The organism is Streptomyces fumanus, assembly GCF_014655295.1.
Lineage (GTDB): Bacteria > Actinomycetota > Actinomycetes > Streptomycetales > Streptomycetaceae > Streptomyces > Streptomyces fumanus.
The window spans coordinates 74,243-90,535 of the sequence record NZ_BNBI01000004.1 but is presented as its reverse complement, the minus strand read 5'-3'; the positions used below and the strand labels follow the sequence as shown (position 1 = coordinate 90,535).

Annotated in this window: 11 protein-coding genes; 5 read left to right on the top strand and 6 right to left on the bottom strand. The window is 75.4% G+C overall.

The window, feature by feature from the left end; translation table 11 throughout:
* Positions 1–66: 66 nt before the first annotated feature.
* The 6 genes from IE316_RS09885 to IE316_RS09860 form a co-directional block, all read right to left on the bottom strand.
* Entirely contained in the window at positions 67–2,595 is a 2,529-nt protein-coding gene (locus IE316_RS09885; protein ID WP_190203831.1) for an ABC transporter permease, read from the bottom strand.
* A complete protein-coding gene (locus IE316_RS09880) occupies positions 2,592–3,419 on the bottom strand; it encodes an ABC transporter ATP-binding protein (protein ID WP_190203830.1) in 828 nt (275 codons plus the stop codon). The genes IE316_RS09885 and IE316_RS09880 overlap by 4 nt, the downstream gene beginning before the upstream one ends.
* A gap of 123 nt (positions 3,420–3,542) precedes the next feature.
* Positions 3,543–4,217: a response regulator gene (locus IE316_RS09875; RefSeq protein ID WP_190203829.1), complete on the bottom strand. Its 675-nt coding sequence runs from the start codon at positions 4,215–4,217 to the stop codon at positions 3,543–3,545.
* Positions 4,214–5,440 (bottom strand): sensor histidine kinase, encoded by a 1,227-nt coding sequence (locus IE316_RS09870; RefSeq protein WP_190203828.1) that lies wholly within the window; start codon positions 5,438–5,440, stop codon positions 4,214–4,216. Before IE316_RS09870 ends, IE316_RS09875 begins: the two co-directional genes overlap by 4 nt.
* Positions 5,441–5,681: 241 nt before the next feature.
* Positions 5,682–6,872 carry an MFS transporter gene (locus IE316_RS09865; protein WP_190203827.1) on the bottom strand — a complete coding sequence of 397 codons (1,191 nt, stop codon included), beginning with the start codon at positions 6,870–6,872 and terminating at the stop codon, positions 5,682–5,684.
* A gap of 38 nt (positions 6,873–6,910) precedes the next feature.
* Positions 6,911–8,254, bottom strand: a complete 1,344-nt coding sequence (locus IE316_RS09860) for a preATP grasp domain-containing protein (RefSeq protein WP_190203826.1) — start codon at positions 8,252–8,254, stop codon at positions 6,911–6,913.
* Between the two features lie 275 nt (positions 8,255–8,529).
* Between IE316_RS09860 and IE316_RS09855 the strand changes: the two genes are divergently transcribed.
* The 5 genes from IE316_RS09855 to IE316_RS09835 all read left to right on the top strand — a co-directional run bounded on the left by IE316_RS09855 (position 8,530) and on the right by IE316_RS09835 (position 16,276).
* Positions 8,530–9,735 (top strand): NAD(P)-dependent malic enzyme, encoded by a 1,206-nt coding sequence (locus tag IE316_RS09855; protein ID WP_190203825.1) that lies wholly within the window; start codon positions 8,530–8,532, stop codon positions 9,733–9,735.
* A 59-nt stretch (positions 9,736–9,794) separates the two neighbouring features.
* Positions 9,795–10,967, top strand: a complete 1,173-nt coding sequence (locus IE316_RS09850; protein ID WP_190203824.1) for a 3-deoxy-7-phosphoheptulonate synthase — start codon at positions 9,795–9,797, stop codon at positions 10,965–10,967.
* Between the two features lie 38 nt (positions 10,968–11,005).
* The gene (locus tag IE316_RS09845) at positions 11,006–11,692 is read left to right on the top strand and encodes an isochorismatase family protein (protein WP_190203823.1); all 687 of its coding nucleotides are present in this window, start codon (positions 11,006–11,008) and stop codon (positions 11,690–11,692) included.
* The gene (locus IE316_RS09840; RefSeq protein WP_190203822.1) at positions 11,689–13,566 is read left to right on the top strand and encodes an anthranilate synthase family protein; all 1,878 of its coding nucleotides are present in this window, start codon (positions 11,689–11,691) and stop codon (positions 13,564–13,566) included. The genes IE316_RS09845 and IE316_RS09840 overlap by 4 nt, the downstream gene beginning before the upstream one ends.
* Before the next feature lie 178 nt (positions 13,567–13,744).
* Positions 13,745–16,276 (top strand): helix-turn-helix transcriptional regulator, encoded by a 2,532-nt coding sequence (locus tag IE316_RS09835; protein ID WP_190203821.1) that lies wholly within the window; start codon positions 13,745–13,747, stop codon positions 16,274–16,276.
* The last annotated feature ends 17 nt before the right edge of the window (positions 16,277–16,293 follow it).

Genomic DNA, 16,293 nt, shown 5'->3' with positions numbered 1-16,293 from the left:
GGTCCTTTCGGCAGGTGGGAGGGGCGGGAGCCGGCCGCGGGCCGGCTCCCGTGCGATGTGCGGGGGTCACGGCCGGCGGCGCAGTGCCGCCCGGGCCGGGAGGGTGACCGCGAGCAGGGCCAGGCCGACGGCGGCGGCCGCGAAGGAGCCGTACAGCAGCGGGGGTACGTAGGGGTTCTCGCCGGTGATGCCGCGCATCATCGGGATCAGGGTGGCCGCGGCGATCGCGGAGCCGAGGACCAGGCCGACCACGGCGACCAGCAGGGCCTCCCACTGGAGCATGGTCAGCACCTGGCGCCGGGTGGAGCCGACCAGGCGCAGCGTGCCCAGTTCGCGGCGGCGGTCGAGGACCGTCATCACCAGGGTGTTGACGGCGGCGACGGCCGCGAAGCCGCCGAGGACCGCGGCCATGGTGTTGTTGGACCAGGCGCCCAGCTTCGCGTCCAGGCTCCGCCCGGTGGCGTAGCCGGAGGCGGTGGTGACCTGGCCGAGCGCGCCGAGCGACTGCCGCGAGCCGCCCCGGACCAGCAGGGTGCTGTCGAACTCCGAGGTGACGTGCCCGGCCAGGGACGCCCGGTCCATGGTCACCCGGGCCAGGCCGATGCCCCGGCCGTAGACCGCGACGACCTCGGGGCGGGCCTCGGTGCCGTCGGGCAGGTGGAGCCGGAGCCGGTCGCCGACCCCGGCGCCCGTGGAGGCCGCCAGGGTCCGGTCGATGGCGATGCGGCCGGTGCCGAGCCGCCGCAGGCTGCCCTCGCGCACGTCCAGGTCCTGCACCTTCGCCAGGTCCGCGGCGGAGCCGGTGACGCCCTGGACCGCCGCTGCCTCCAGTGCCTTGAACTCGCCGGAGCCGGTCGGGATCAGCACCTCGGTGTTGAGCAGGCCGACGGCCGCCGTCACACCCGGGGCGCGGGCCGCGCGGGCCGCCGCGCCGGCCGGCAGCCCGGCCGGGTCGGTGACCACGTGGTCCGCGGTGATGCCCGCCCGCAGTTGGCCGTCGGCGACCCGGGCCTCGCTGGTGTGCATGAAGACCAGGGTCGAGGCGAACGCCATGGCCAGCACGATCGGCGTGATCGCGGAGGCGAGACGGCGGGCGTTGGTACGGGAGTTGGCGACCGCCAGTCCGGCGGCCGGGCCCGCGCCGCGCAGCGGGAGCCCGAACAGGCCCGCGCACAGCCGCGCCACCAGCGGGCCGAGCAGCGCCACGGCGAGCATGAAGAGCATCACCACACCGAGGGCGGCGCCCGCCGCGTCCCCTCCGGTGGAGGAGGCGGACAGGCCGGTGAGGAACCCGCCCCCGACCAGGGCGGCGACGCCCAGCCCGGTACGGATCACCCCGGGCCGCAGCTTCTCCACCGAGGCGTCGGTGAGCGCCTGCCCCGGCTTGGTCCGCGCGGGCCGGCGCCCGGCCGTCCAGCCCGCGACGAGCGCGGTGAGCAGTCCGACGGCGACGGCGGCCAGCAGCGGCAGGACGGAGACGTGCGCCCGTACCCCCTCCGGGATGGCGCCGCGCTCCCGCAACTGCCCGAACCACCAGTGCGCGAGCCCGATGCCGGGCAGGCAGCCGGCGATCCCGGCGAGCGGCGCGACCAGCAGCGCCTCCCCGGCGACCGCCCGGCGGACCTGCCGGGGGGTGGCGCCGACGGCGCGCAGCAGCGCGAACTCGCGGGCCCGCTGGGCCACCGACAGGGCCACGGTCCCGGACGCGGTGAGGATCGCGACGAGGGTGGCGATGCCGCCGAAGGAGCCGCCGATGCCGAACAGGGTCTCCTTGGCGTGGCCGAGACCGGGGTCCTCGACGGCGCCCCGGTCGTCGCCGACGCTCACCCGGGCCTCGGAGCCGGCCAGGGCCGCGCGTACCGAGCCGGCCAGGTCCTCGGTGTCGGTGCCGGGCCGCGGCAGTACGGCGATGGCGTCCGCCTTGCCGGGGTGGCCGGCGAGCGCGGGGGCCTGGGTGTCCGCGAACCAGGCGACGGCACCAGCACCGGCGGCCCCGGTGTCGGGTGCGGTGTCCCCGGCGCCGGCCCGGGCGACGCCGGAGACCCGGAAGTCCCGCTGCCCGGCGGCGGTGCGCAGCGCGACCGTGTCGCCGGGGGTGACCCGCGCGGCGCGGGCCGTACCGGTGTCGAGCACGACCTCGCCCTCGCGGGGCGCGGCGCCGGCGCTCAGCGCGGTGCCGGTGAAGACGTGCGAGCCCCAGCCGTGACCGGTCAGCACGCCGCCCGGGACGGGCGGTTCGGTGTCCGTACCGCGGACCGGGAAGGTGAAGTCGGGGACGGCCGTGGCCGCGCCCGGCGCGCGGGCGGCCCGCGCGGCCAGCGCGGCGTCCACCCGGGCCCGGTCCGGCAGCGGGACGTGCTCCTCCTCGCGGTCCTCGCCGCTGCCGGTGACCAGGGGCAGGTACTGGTCCGCCGCCGCGACGACCGGTGCGTCCGCGTACCGCTGCGGCGGCACCGACGCGCGCAGGCCGGTCTCCAGCAGGATGCCGCAGGCCGACACGATCAGCGCGGACATCAGCAGCGCCAGGAAGGTCCCCGCGAAGGACGCGGGCCTGAATCGGACGGCCTCGCGGGCCAGCCCGTTGGGGCGCCTCATGCCACCGCCCCCGCCATCGCGTCCGTGCCGGGGGTACGGGCGGTGAGCGCCGTCATCCGTGCGGCGATCCGCTCCGCCGAACCGCCCTCCAGGCCGCCGGCCAGGGCGCCGTCGGCGAGGAACAGCACACGGTCGGCCCAGGCGGCGGCGACCGGGTCGTGGGTGACCATGACGACGGTGGCGCCGAGGGTGTCCACCGCCTGCCGCAGCAGGCCGAGGACCTCGGCGGCGGTGCCGGTGTCCAGGGCGCCGGTGGGTTCGTCGGCGAACACCACGTCCGGGCGGGTGACCAGCGCGCGGGCGACGGCCACGCGCTGCTGCTGGCCGCCGGAGAGCTCGGCGGGCCGGCGCCGCTCCTTGCCGGCCAGCCCGACCCGGGCGAGCACCTCGGCCGCCCGGCGCGGGTCCTGGCGCTCGCCGGCCAGGCGCATCGGCAGCAGCACGTTCTGCTCCACGGTCAGCGACGGCAGCAGGTTGAACGCCTGGAAGACGAAGCCGACGCAACTGCGGCGCAGCTCGGTCAGCTCGTTCTCGGTCATGCCGGTGATCTCCGTACCGCCCAGGCGCACGGAGCCCGCCGTGGGCCGGTCGAGTCCGGCGGCGCACTGCAGGAAGGTGGACTTGCCGGACCCCGACGGACCCATCACCGCGGTGAAGGTGCCGCGCGGGAGGGCCAGGTCGACACCGGCCAGGGCGTGCACCGCGCCCGTGCCCCGGCCGTACTGCCGCCGGACACCGCGCAGTTCGACGGCGGCACCGGGGGTGCCGGCCGGCCCCTCCGGTGCGTTCGCCGTCCGCTGCCGCCTGCCGCTGCGTAGCCTCATGTTCCGCCCTTTCGCGATCTCCTGGTGACGGGGAGGAGTGTGCGAGGGCGGTCGTGCGCCGGGCGTCGTACCGGGGAGCCGATCCGCGGGTGCTACCCCGGTAGGGGTGGGTGACGGCGGGGCCTACTCCCCCGGGGTCACCAGTCCCGACTCGTAGGCGAAGACCACCGCCTGGGCGCGGTCGCGCAGGTCGAGCTTGGTCAGGACGCGGCTCACGTGCGTCTTCACGGTCTGCTCGGCCAGCACCAGGTCCTGGGCGATCTCGGTGTTGGAGCGGCCCCGGGCCACCAGGGTGAGGACCTCGGTCTCGCGCTGGGTCAGGGCCTTGAGCCGCAGCGCGGGCCTGCCCCGGGCGGCGGGGCGCTGCCGGGCGAAGTCGGCGATCAGGCGGCGGGTCACGGAGGGGGCGAGCAGCGCGTCCCCGGCGGCCACCACCCGTACCGCCGCGATCAGGTCGGCCGGCGGGGCGTCCTTCAGCAGGAAGCCACTGGCGCCCGCGCGCAGTGCCTCGTAGACGTAGTCGTCGACGTCGAAGGTGGTGAGCATCAGCACGCGCGGGCGGTGGGTGACGCCCGGCGGGGGCGTGAGGATGCGGCGGGCGGCCTCCAGGCCGTCCATCTCGGGCATCCGCACGTCCATCAGCACGACATCGGGGTGGACGTGCCGGCTCAGCTCGACGCCCCGCGCGCCGTCGGGGGCCTCCCCCACCACGTCGATGTCGCTCTGGGCGGCCAGCAGCGCGGCGAAGCCCGCCCGCACCATGGCCTGGTCGTCGACGATGATGACGCGCGTCGTCACGTGAGGTCCTCTTCGGTCAGGGGTAGTTGTGCGGCGACCCGGAAGCCGCCGTCCGACAGGGGGCCGGTGTCGAGGGTGCCGCCCGCGAGCCGCACCCGTTCCCGCATGCCGACCAGGCCGTGCCCGGTGCCGCTGGACTCCAGGGGCGCGGCGGGCGGTTCGGGCGGCGGGCCGTTGACGACGAGGACGGTGAGCCGGGTGCCGTCCCGGGCGACGGACACCGACACCCGGGTCGGGGCGCCCGGCGCGTGCCGTACGACGTTGGCGAGGGCCTCCTGCACGATGCGGTACGCGGAGAGGCCCACCGCCTCGGGCACATCGGCGTCGCAGGGGGTGAACTGCGCCGGGACGCCCGCCCGGACCGTCGCCTCCACCAGTTGCCCGATCCGGGCCAGGCCCGGCTGGGGCACCAGTTCGCCGTGCGCGTCCTCGTTGCGCAGGACGCCGAGGAGCCGGCGCATCTCGCCGAGCGACTCGCGGGCGGCGGAGGCGATGGACGTGAACTCCTCCCGTGTCTCGGGCGTCAGCCGGTCGAGGCGGTAGGCGGCGGTGTCCGCCTGCACCGTGATGACGGACATGTGGTGCGCCACCACGTCGTGCAGCTCCCGGGCGATCCGGGCGCGTTCCTCCAGCAGGGTCCGCCGGCCGCGCTCGGCCTCGCTGATGGTCTTCTGCTCGGCCAGCCCGCGCTGCGCCTCGTGCCGCTCGCGCAGGGCGCCGGTGAGCAGCAGGGTGACGCCGCTGAGGATGGTCAGCAGCGCGGTCATGCCGTTGGCGCCGTGGGGGGCTACGGCCATCAGCCCGGCGTTGGCGGCCGCCGTCGCCAGCCACACCAGGATCAGCGTCCGGCGTGACTCGCGCAGGCCGAGGGCGAGGCAGAGGCCGATGTAGCCGACGATCTGCATGGGCGGGAACGGCCACAGCAGCCGTTCCGGGAAGTCGAGGGTGAGCAGGACCAGCGCCCCGGCCACGTCCGCGACGAAGACGACGTACCAGGCGCGCAGCGGGCGGACGACGGCGAGCAGCAGCGGTGCCGCCTGCGGTACGGCCAGCGCGCCGGCCGCCCCGGCGTTCAGGCCGTAGTCGGCGCTGAGCACCTGGATGGTGGTGGGCAGCAGGGCGCAGCACAGCACGAACGCCAGGGCCCAGGGCAGCAGCCGCACCCACCGCCGCGACGCCCCCGCGAGCACCGCGCCCGAGGGCTTCTCCTCCGCCGAGATCATGTGCCCCAGCCTATGCGCGGCGGAGGGCCGGGACGGGGGGCGTCGGCGGTGGTGACCGGGGGCTGCGCGTGGCACATGGCAGGAGGCTACGGGGGCGACGGGCGGCGGGGCGTCATACCGGGGGGCCGGCCGGGGGTGATACGGCGGTAGGGGGTGGTACGGCGGTAGGGGGGTGCTCCGGCTCGGCGCCGGGTGCCGGCCCGGGCCGGCCGGCACACCCGCGTCGGCCGGCCCGGGACCGTCAGGCGCAGTGGTCGGCGTCGGCGAACGTGGGGGGTTCCGCCGCGGTGCGCGGTTTCGGCCCGCGTTCGGCGAAGGCGCTGACGGCGGTGATGACCAGGGTGATGGCCACGCCGCCGAGGATCGCCACCGAGGGGGTCGCCAGGTCCAGGGCCACCGCGGAGAGGGACGCGGTGGCGCTGTACCCCACGCCCTGGACGGCGTACATCACCGAGTACGCGGCGGCGTGCGCGTGTTCCGGCAGCCGTTCCCGGAGGCTGAGGTTGCGGGTGACCATCACCCCGGACTGGAAGACACCCGCCAGGAGCAGCGCGGCGGCGATGCCCCCGAGGCCCGGCAGCAGCGTGATCAGGCAGACGCAGGCCGCCGTGACGGCGAGCAGGACCAGGCTCTGCACCCGTACCGAGCCGGGCCAGGTGCGCAGGCCGTAGCAGAGCGCGCCGGCCGCGCTGGCCAGGGCGAAACCGGCGAGCAGCGGGCCCGACCAGCCGACGGCGATGTGCCGGTCCTCCAGCAGCGCGGGCAGCACCAGTTCGGCGGTGGCCAGCATCGCCATGGCGGCCGCGCTGGTGAGGTAGACGGGCCAGCCGGACAGCAGGGTCCGGGTCATCGGCGCGGCCGCGCGCCCGGCGGGCTCGGCCGCCCGCGGCTCCGGGAGGCGGAGCAGCAGCAGCGAGGCGGTGGCGGCGAGCACCGCGCCCAGCAGCAGCGGGGCGCCGGGGTGGACCTGGAGGGCCAGGAAGACCACCAGGCCGGGGGCCGCGGCCCAGATGCACTGGGTGAGGGTGGCCTCGGCGCTCAGCGCGCGGGGCACCAGGTCCTCGCCCACCAGCTTGGTCAGCGAGGCCCGCAGCCCGCCGGGGCAGGCGGCCGGTGCCCCGCCGGCCAGGAAGGCCAGGGCCAGCAGGACCGGCGCCGGCGCGGAGTGCGCGAACGGCAGGGCGCCGAAGGCCAGCGCGCCCGCCAGCAGCCCGGCGGACAGCTCCCGGCGCATCCGGCCGCGGCCCAGCCGGGTCCCCAGCAGGGGGGCGCCGACCACCTCGCCGAGCACGTACGCGGAGGCCAGGCTGGCGCCCAGGGTGTAGCCGCCCGGGCTCTCCCGGCTGAGGAAGACCAGGGCCAGCGGGGCCATGGCCACCGGGGCCTTGCTGGCGAGGGAGATCAGGGCCCACAGCAGGAGGTCACGGGTCATCAGCTCCCGGTAGCGGGGTCGTGCGGAGGACAATGCGATCAGCCCTTCGCGCACAGCGGGGTCAGCACGTCGGCGACGGCCCGCTCCAGTTCCCGCGCCTGCCCGGCGTCCCGGGCCACCACGCAGTACTCGCCGAAGCCGCCCGACGGGCTGTTGTCGTCGACGGTGATCAGCACGCCGGTGCGGGCCTCCGGGTCGTAGGCCAGCCCGTGCTCGGCCAGCGCGCGCACGGCGGTGGCGAACGGCGGGAAGGTGCAGCGGCGCAGCTCGACCAGGACGCGCTCCTCGAAGTAGTCGTCACCGACGACGCGTTCGCCGATCCGGTGGATGTGGGTGGAGCCGCCGGTACGGCAGTTGAACTCGTTGATGAGGATGTTCCGGTCGGGCGTGACGATCGCGTCGATGCTGACGATGCCCCGGTAGCCCATCGCGTGGATCGGCCGGCACAGCTTCCGCACCGCGTCCAGGAAGCCGGGGAAGGCGGGCAGTTCCGCCGACGGGGCGGGCACGATGAGGCCGTTGAGCACGGGCTTCATCCGCATCTCGCCGTGTCCGGTGAACTCCACGCCGTGCTCCTCGATCCGGACCTCGGCGTAGATCGGGGCGGACTCCGGCACGTACTGCTCGATCACCACCCGGTTGCGTCCGCCGTCGGTGAGCCAGGGCCAGCGCTCAGTCAGATACGTGTCGAGGTCGGCGCGGCTCGCGGTCACCACCGCGCGCTGGGCGCCGAGCGGGTCGACGCCGGGGACCGGGCTGACGATCTCGTTGCCGAAGCCGGCCACGTGGAAGTCCTGCTTGAGGATGGCGGGCTGGCCCTGGGAGAGCAGCCGCTCCCACAGGTACGCGCCCGCTTCCTCCCGGGAGGAGAACACCCCGCCCGGCGGGACCGGGGCGCCGGTGCCGCCGGCCAGGGCGCGGAAGGTGGCCTTGCTGTTCAGCAGCCTGCCGCCGCCCTGGTCGAGGAAGCCGAAGCCGGGGGTGGCCTTGTCCAGGCCGAGGGTACGGGTCAGTTCGGCGACGGAGCTGTCGAAGTGGAAGGGCAGCACCCGGTCGACGCCGTGGGCCTGCACGGCCTCCCGCAGCGCGGTGAGGAACCCCTCGTCGGTGAGCCGGTCCTGGGAGAGCACGCCCTCCCCCAGCCGCCCGGGCGGCGGCACCAGCACCCGCACCGAGTCGCGGGCGATGCCCAGGGCGGCGGTGACATAGCGCAGGAATTCCTCGCTCACGGCCATGGGCAGGACCAGGACGTCGCCGTCCCGCAGGCACCAGGCCATGCGCTGGGCCTGGTTGCCCACGTACAGCCGGTATTCCGGGTCCAGCAGTTCCAGGTCACCCACCATTTCCTCGGTGCGCTGATTACTGATGATGAGTGTCGGCATTCGGCGCTCGCTTTCTGTGCGGCTTCTTCGCGGCTTCGGTGCGGCTTCTTCGCGGCTCTCGTCGTACGGAAATGAGTTCCGGGGAGGTGTTCCGGAAGGAGGTACCGCCAGCAGGTACCCGAAGTGTTCGACCATTGTGTTTCCTCGTTCTTCCAGGGGCCACTACTCATGTGGGTAGAACGCCCGGAGCCCGTGGATTACCCGGTCGAGTAGTGCGGCCGAACATCACGTTCGACTAGCGTCCTGGTGACCTGCCCAAGAGAAGGGGTTTCACCATGACCGCAGTCGGGGTGAACAACCCGGTGACGGACGCCGAGGTGTTCGCTGCTCATGAAGGCGGAAAACTGAGCGTGGGGGTCACCACCGCGTTCCACGATTCCCGGGCGCTGTCCATCGCGTACACCCCCGGCGTGGCCGCCGTCAGCAAGGCGATAGCGCGGGAGCCGGAACTCGCGGAGCGTTATACCTGGGCCGGCCGGCTGGTGGCCGTGGTCACCGACGGCACCGCGGTGCTCGGCCTGGGCGATGTCGGACCGGCCGCGGCACTGCCGGTGATGGAGGGCAAGGCCGCCCTGCTCAAGCAGTTCGGCGGGCTGGACGCGATCCCGCTGGTGCTGGACACCACGGACGTGGACGAGATCGTCGACACGCTGGTGCGGCTGCGCCCGTCGTTCGGCGCGGTGAGCCTGGAGGACGTCGCCGCGCCCCGCTGCTTCACGTTGGAGGAGCGGCTGACCGAGGCGCTGGACTGCCCGGTGATGCACGACGACCAGCACGGCACGGCCATCGCGGTGCTGGCGGCACTGCGCGGCGCGTGCGCGGTGGTCGGCCGGCCGCTGACCCGGCAGCGGGTCGTCGTCTCCGGGGCCGGCGCGGCCGGGGTCGCCTGCGCCCGGATCCTGCTGGCGGCGGGCCTCACCGATGTCACCGTGCTGGACTCGCGGGGCATCCTCGTGCCGGGCCGGGCCGGTCTGAACCCGGCGAAGGCCGCGCTGGCCGGACGGACCAATCCGCGCGGGCTGCGCGGCGGGCTCGCCGAGGCGCTGCGGGGCGCCGACGTGTTCGTCGGGGTGTCCAGCGCGACCGTGCCGGAGGAGCTGATCGCCTCGATGGCCCCGGACGCGATCGTCCTGGCCCTGTCCAATCCCGTACCGGAGATCCACCCCCGCATCGCCGCGCGGTACGCCGCGGTGGTGGGCACCGGGGGCAGCGACTTCCCCAACCAGGTGATCAACACGCTGGCCTCGCCCGGGATCTACCGGGGCGCGCTGGACGCGGGCGCCCGGCGGATCACCGACGGCATGAAGCTCGCCGCCGCCGAGGCGATCGCGGAGGTCGCCGCCGCCGACCTGGCCGCGGACCGGATCGTGCCGCACTCGCTGGACCCGAGGGTGATGCCCGCGGTCGCCTCCGCCGTGGCCCGGGCGGCCCTGGAGGACGGCGCGCTCGACGGCACCGGGGACTGTCCCGGCCGCGCCTGACCGGGCGGACCCCGACGACAAGCCGAACCCCCCACACACCCGGACGGAGCCGTCACGGCATGGCCGTATCAACGGAATCCATCGCTTCACTCCCCGCCCTGCAACAGCCCGACTGGGACGACCCCGAGGGCGTCGAACACGTACGGAAGAGACTTCGCTCCGCGCCTCCCCTGGTCACCTACGAGGACGTGACGGAGCTGCGCGCCCATCTCGCGGAGGCCGCCGCGGGCACCTTGCAGATCGTCCAGTGCGGCGACTGCGCGGAGGACTGGGACGAGTGCACCCCGGAGGACGTCGCCCGCAAGGCGGGCCTGCTGGACGTCCTGGCGGGCACCATGGCCATGACCGCGCACCGCCCGGTGCTGCGCGTGGGACGGCTGGCCGGCCAGTTCGCCAAGCCGCGCTCCCGGCCCACCGAGATCGTGGGCGGCGTCGAACTGCCCGTCTACCGCGGCCACATGGTCAACTCCCCCGAGCCCGACGCGGAGCTGCGCCGCCCCGACCCCGCCCGGCTGCTGACCGGGTACCTGGCCGCCGGGACCGTCATGGAACTGCTCGGCTGGCCGGCCGGGCGCGGCCGGACCCGGCCCGGCGCCCCGGTGTGGACCAGCCACGAGGCCCTGCTGCTCGACTACGAACTGCCGCTGGTACGGCGCCAGCCGGACGGCCGGTCGCTGCTCACCTCCACCCACTGGCCGTGGATCGGCGAGCGCACCCGGCAGCTCGACGGCGCCCATGTCGCCCTGCTCGCCTCGGTGGCCAACCCGGTGGCCTGCAAGGTCGGCCCTGGCATGACCCCGGACGAGCTGCTCGCGCTCTGCGAACGGCTGGACCCCGGACGCGAGCCGGGGCGCCTCACCCTGATCGCGCGGATGGGCGCCGAGGTCGTGGGCGACCGGCTGCCGCCGCTGGTCGGCGCGGTGCGCGCCGCGGGCCACCCGGTGGTGTGGCTGACCGATCCGATGCACGGCAACACGGTGACCGGCCCCGGCGGCCTCAAGACCCGGCTGGTGCGGACCGTCGTGAAGGAGGTCGAGGAGTTCCACGCCGCGGTGACCGGCGCGGGCGGCGTCCCGGGCGGCCTGCACCTGGAGACCACCCCGGACGAGGTCACCGAGTGCGTGGCCGGTCAGGACGACCTCCAGGACACCGCCATCAAGTACACGAGCCTGTGCGACCCCCGACTCAACCCGCGCCAGGCGATCGCCGTCGCCTCCGCGTGGCGCGGCTGACCCGGCGGACCGGAAACGGAAGGAACACGAGAGAACCGATGGCAGGGATTCCCCCCACCGTGCCGTACCCGATGCCCACGCAGGGCGAACTGCCCCCGAACACCGCCGACTGGGCGGTGGACCCCGATCGCGCGGTCCTGCTGATCCACGACATGCAGCGCTTCTTCCTGCGGTCGTTCCCGGCGGGCCAGGCCCCCGGCGACGACCTGGTGCGCAACGCGGCCCTGCTCCGTGACCGCTGTGCCGCCCTGGGCATACCGGTCGCCTACACCGCCCAGCCCGGCGGGATGACCCCCGAACAGCGCGGTCTGCTCCTGGACTTCTGGGGTCCGGGCATGACCCCCGCGCCCGAGGACCGGGAGGTCGTCCCGGAGCTGGCGCCGGCGGCGGACGACTGGCTGCTGACCAAGTGGCGCTACAGCGCCTTCTTCCGGACCGACCTGCTGGAACGGATGCGCCGGCACGGCCGCGACCAGCTCGTCCTTTGCGGGGTGTACGCCCATGTCGGGGTGCTGATGACCGCCGTGGAGGCGTTCACCCACGACATCCGGACGTTCCTGGTGGCCGACGCGGTCGCCGACTTCTCCGAGGCGCACCACCGGATGGCGCTGGAGTACGCGGCCGGGCGCTGCGCCCAGGTCGTCACGGCCAAGTCCCTGCTGTCCGGGCTGGACACGGCCGCGGCGGACGGAGCGGAAGGGCCGGACGGAGGCGGGCTGCGATGACCGGTGATCTGCTGACCCGGGTGCTGCGGGAGCGGCCGCCCGCGTACGCGCTGCTGCACCGCCCCGAGCGGGCCGGTGACACCCTGGAGGTCCTGCTCGGCGAGATGTCCGAGGTGGACACGCTCGCGGCGATCCCGCTGCCGGAACCGGCGGCCGGGGCCGGGGCCGGGCACGAGGTGCTGGCGATCGTGCCCTACCGGCAGGTCCGCGAGCGCGGGTTCGCCGCCCCCGACGACGGCGCGCCGCTGCTCACCATGACCGTCGCCGCCCAGCAGCGCCTGCCGCTCGCCGAGGCGCTGGGCCGGCTCCCCGACCGGCCCGTCGCGCTCGCCGGTGAGCGCTTCGAGCCGGACGACGCGCGCTACGCCGGTCTGGTGCGCACGGTCATCGACGAGGAGATCGGCCGGGGCGAGGGCGCCAACTTCGTTCTCAAGCGGTCCTTCGTCGCCGACATCACCGGGTACGGGCCGCACAGCGCGCTGTCGTTCTTCCGGCGGTTGCTGGAGCGCGAGTCCGGGGCGTACTGGACGTATCTGGTGCACACCGGCGGCCGGACGTTCGTCGGGGCCAGCCCGGAGCGGCACATCAGCCTGGCGGACGGCACCGCCGTGATGAACCCGATCAGCGGCACGTACCGCTATCCCGCCTCCGGCCCGGCGCTGCCCGGGGTGATGGCGTTCCTCGCCGACCCCAAGGAGTCGGACGAGCTGTACATGGTGGTGGACGAGGAACTGAAGATGATGGCCCGGATCTGCGAGCCGGGCGTACGGGTGGTGGGGCCGTACCTGAAGGAGATGGCCCGACTGGCGCACACCGAGTACTTCATCGAGGGCCGCACCGGCCGCGATGTCCGCGAGATCCTGCGCGAGACGCTGCTGGCGCCGACGGTGACCGGCAGCCCGCTGGAGAGCGCCACCAAGGTGATCTCCCGGTACGAGCCGGAGGGGCGGGGCTACTACAGCGGTGTGCTGGCCCTGATCGGCCGGGACGAGCACGGTGGCCGCACCCTGGACTCCACCATCCTCATCCGCACCGCCGACATCGACGCCGGCGGGCGGGTCCGGATCGGGGTGGGCGCCACCCTGGTGCGGCACTCCGACCCCGGCGCGGAGGTCGCCGAGACCCGGGCGAAGGCGGCCGGTCTGCTCTCCGCGCTGAAGTTCCGGGGGCCGGACCGCTTCGCCGACCATCCGCGGGTGCGCGAGGCGCTGGCCCGGCGCAACGAGACCATCGCCGGGTTCTGGCTGGGCACCGGCGAGGGACCGGGGCGCGCGGTGCCGTCGCTGGCCGGGCGCCGGGTGCTGGTCGTCGACGCCGAGGACACCTTCACCTCGATGATCGACCACCAACTGCGGGCGATGGGGCCCGCGGTGACCGTGCGGCGCTTCGACGAGCCGTACCGCTTCGACGGGTACGACCTGGTCGTCATGGGCCCCGGCCCCGGCGATCCGCGCGACGCGGACGATCCGAAGATCGCGCATCTGCGGTCGGCCGTCGGCACGCTGCTGCGGGAGCGGCGGCCATTCCTCGCCATCTGCCTCAGCCACCAGGTGCTGAGCACCCTGCTGGGCCTGGAGATCGTCCGCCGCCCGGTGCCGAACCAGGGCGTGCAGCAGGAGATCGACCTGTTCGGGCGCCGGGAACGCGTCGGCTTCTACAACACGTTCGCGGCCCGCGGCGACGACGACAAGTTCGACCGCCCCGGGGTCGGCGTGGTGCAGGCCAGCCGGGACGCGGCGACCGGCGAGATCCACGCGCTGCGCGGCCAGGGCTTCGCCTCCCTGCAGTTCCACCCCGAGTCGGTGCTGACCGAGGACGGGCCGCGCATCGTGGGCGGACTGCTGACGGAGGTGCTGGGCGCGGCCGTGGGCTGACCGCGCGGCGCGGTCCCGCTACCCCGGGGACCGTAGCGAAACAAGACAATCGGGCGTGATTGTGAGGGGCGTCACCGCATCGGGCCGCCGTATGGGGAATGGTTGATTCCCGGTACGGCGGTCCGGGCGATCCCCGGTCCGGCGGTCCCTGGTCCTGGACGTCGTCACGGGGGTACACATGCCCGAAGTCAGGCTGCACGGGCGCGAGGAGGAGCAGCGGCGCATCGCCGGCCTCCTCGACCGGGCGGAACACGACGCGCCCCGGGTCCTGGTCGTCAGCGGCCAGACCGGCATCGGCAAGACCAGACTGCTGAGCGAGGCGGCCCGGCACGCGCGGCAGCGCGGTCTGACCGTCCACCACCCGCGCACGGGCGACCTCAGGGCGCTGCTGCCGGGCCACCGCCCGCACTCCCCCGGCGACCGGGCGCTGCTGGTGCTGGACGACGTGGCGGCACTGACCGCCGGTGAGCTGCACACCCTGCTGCGCACGGTACGGCAGGAGCCCGCGCCGTCGCCGACGCTGCTGCTGGCCCGCGCCGCCACCGCCCAGGCCGTTCCGTGCGCGGCGGCCGGGGCCCGGGTGGACGTGCTGGAGCTGTCGCCGCTGACCGGCGGGGCGGTCCGGGGCCTGGTCCGTGACCTGATCGGCGTCCCGCCGACGGCCGGGCTGCTGGACGTGGTGAACTGCGCGCACGGCAATCCCCGGCTGATCGTGGAGCTGGTCGAGGGGCTGGCCGAGGAGGGCCGCATCGGTCCCGGGGGCGAGCTGATCCGGCTCACCCCGCGGCAGCTTCCGGCGCGGGTGCGGGCGGCGGTCGACGAGCATCTGCGGCAGTTGTCCAAGGAGTCGGTGCAACTGCTGCGGGTGGGTACGATCCTGGGCCGTACGTTCCCGCTGTCGCAGGCCGCGGCGATGCTGGGGACCGGGACCGCCGCGCTGCTGCCCGCCCTCGACGAGACCGTGGCCGCCGGGCTGCTCACCTTCGCCGACGACGGGGTGAGCTTCCAGCAGCCGCTGGTCTGGCGGTCGGTGTACGAGTCGATCCCGGCGGCCGTGCGGGACGCCCTGCACCAGGAGGCGCGGCGCTGCGCGGCCCGGCCGGGCGCCGCCGCCCACGATCCGTCCGGCCTGGGCCCGGCGGACCCGGGTCCGGCGGAGCTGGGCCTGGCCGAGCTGGGCCGCCGGGAGGGCGCGCGGGAGCGGCACGGCGCGGTGCTGCCGGGCGGTGCGGGCACCACGGGCGCGATCCGGACGCTGCTGCGGACCGGGCACACCGAGTCGGTGGTGCTGCTGGTCCGCAGCGCCCTCAACCGGCGGCTCCCGGCCCCGGAGGAGCTGGTCCTGCGGGGCCTGATGGCCGACTTCGTGCTGGCGGGCGGACACGCGGGCGCGGCCTTCGCGGCGGACCGGACCGGTCCGGCGGCCGGTTCCGTGCCGCTCGCCGACGCCTGGGCCGACGCCGTGATCGACCAGTTGGCCGGGGCCGGGCCGGAGGCCGCGCGGACGGCCGCGGTGGTCCTGTCCGGTCTGGAGTGGGCCGAGGGCCGTACGGCGGAGGCCGTCCGCTGGGGCCGCCTCGCCGTCGACCAGCCCCTGCCGCCCGTGCCGCCGGCCGGCGGCGCGTACCCCCGATTGGCGCTCGCGGCCAAGCTGGTCGCGCTGGGCGACCTCGACGAGGCGCGCGACCTCCTCGGCCGGGTGCCGGCGGAGAAGGACGACGCCGTGTTCGGGCTCGCCGCGGAGCTGGTGCGGGCGGCGGCGGCGCTGCGGGCCGGGGAGCCCGACGCCGCCCGGCGGCGGGCGCGGGGCGTGCGGTCGGCCGCGGCGGACGGCGGGCTGCCGGGCCTCGCCGCGTGGGCGTCGGCCACGCTGTGCCGCGCCGACCTGCTCGCGGGCGACACCGGGTCGGCCGCCGGGCACCTCGCCCGCTGCCGGGAGCACCGGGCCGCCCTGGAGGCGGTGCCGCACCTGGCGCTGCGCTGCCACTGGCTGGACGTGCTGCTGCACGCCGCGCGCAACGAGGTCCGCGAGGCGGCCGGGCTGCTCGCCGCCGCCCCCGTGCCGCTGCCGTCCTCGCGGCCGCTGCTGCTGGCGGAGCCGGGCGCGGCGGCCTGGTTCGTCCGCTTCTCCCGCCGGGCCGGCGACCCCGCGCTCGCCGACACCGCCCTGCGGACCGTGGAGAGGCTGGCGGCGGACAACCCCGACGCGCCCGCCGTCCGACTGGCCGCCCTGCACGCGCGGTCGCTGTACGAGTGCGACCCGGACGGGATCGCGCGGGTCGCGGCGGAGCATCCGGACGCCTGGACCCGGGCGTGCGCGGCACAGGACCTGACGGAGCTGCTGAACGAACGCCAGGTGCCGCCGGACGCCCGGCCGCAGTTGGCCCCGTCCCGGCCCACCGGTACCTGGACCACCCGCGACCACGTGGGCCGGATGACCCTGGTCGACGCCACCGCCCACCAGCGGCAGCCCGCCCCGCCGCGCCCCGCGGAGCCCCTGACCGACATGGAGCACACCATCGCCGGCCTGGTCGCCCGGGGCCTGACCAACCGCCAGGTCGCCCAGCGCGTCCACCTCTCCCCGCACACGGTCAACTACCACCTGCGGCGCATCTACGGAAAGCTCGACATCCGCTCCCGCGTCGCCCTGGCCCGCTACGTCCACGACCACGGCCTCGAACCGGGGGGAGCGGCCCTCAGGACCCACTGAGCCGGGCGGCGGGCGGG

Coding starts and splice junctions, on each gene's coding strand:
- IE316_RS09885 (WP_190203831.1), bottom strand. CDS start 2,595: ATGAGGCGCCCCAACGGGCTGGCCCGCGAGGCCGTCCGATTCAGGCCC.
- IE316_RS09860 (WP_190203826.1), bottom strand. CDS start 8,254: ATGCCGACACTCATCATCAGTAATCAGCGCACCGAGGAAATGGTGGGT.
- IE316_RS09870 (WP_190203828.1), bottom strand. CDS start 5,440: ATGATCTCGGCGGAGGAGAAGCCCTCGGGCGCGGTGCTCGCGGGGGCG.
- IE316_RS09880 (WP_190203830.1), bottom strand. CDS start 3,419: ATGAGGCTACGCAGCGGCAGGCGGCAGCGGACGGCGAACGCACCGGAG.
- IE316_RS09850 (WP_190203824.1), top strand. CDS start 9,795: ATGGCCGTATCAACGGAATCCATCGCTTCACTCCCCGCCCTGCAACAG.
- IE316_RS09865 (WP_190203827.1), bottom strand. CDS start 6,872: ATGACCCGTGACCTCCTGCTGTGGGCCCTGATCTCCCTCGCCAGCAAG.
- IE316_RS09835 (WP_190203821.1), top strand. CDS start 13,745: ATGCCCGAAGTCAGGCTGCACGGGCGCGAGGAGGAGCAGCGGCGCATC.
- IE316_RS09855 (WP_190203825.1), top strand. CDS start 8,530: ATGACCGCAGTCGGGGTGAACAACCCGGTGACGGACGCCGAGGTGTTC.
- IE316_RS09840 (WP_190203822.1), top strand. CDS start 11,689: ATGACCGGTGATCTGCTGACCCGGGTGCTGCGGGAGCGGCCGCCCGCG.
- IE316_RS09845 (WP_190203823.1), top strand. CDS start 11,006: ATGGCAGGGATTCCCCCCACCGTGCCGTACCCGATGCCCACGCAGGGC.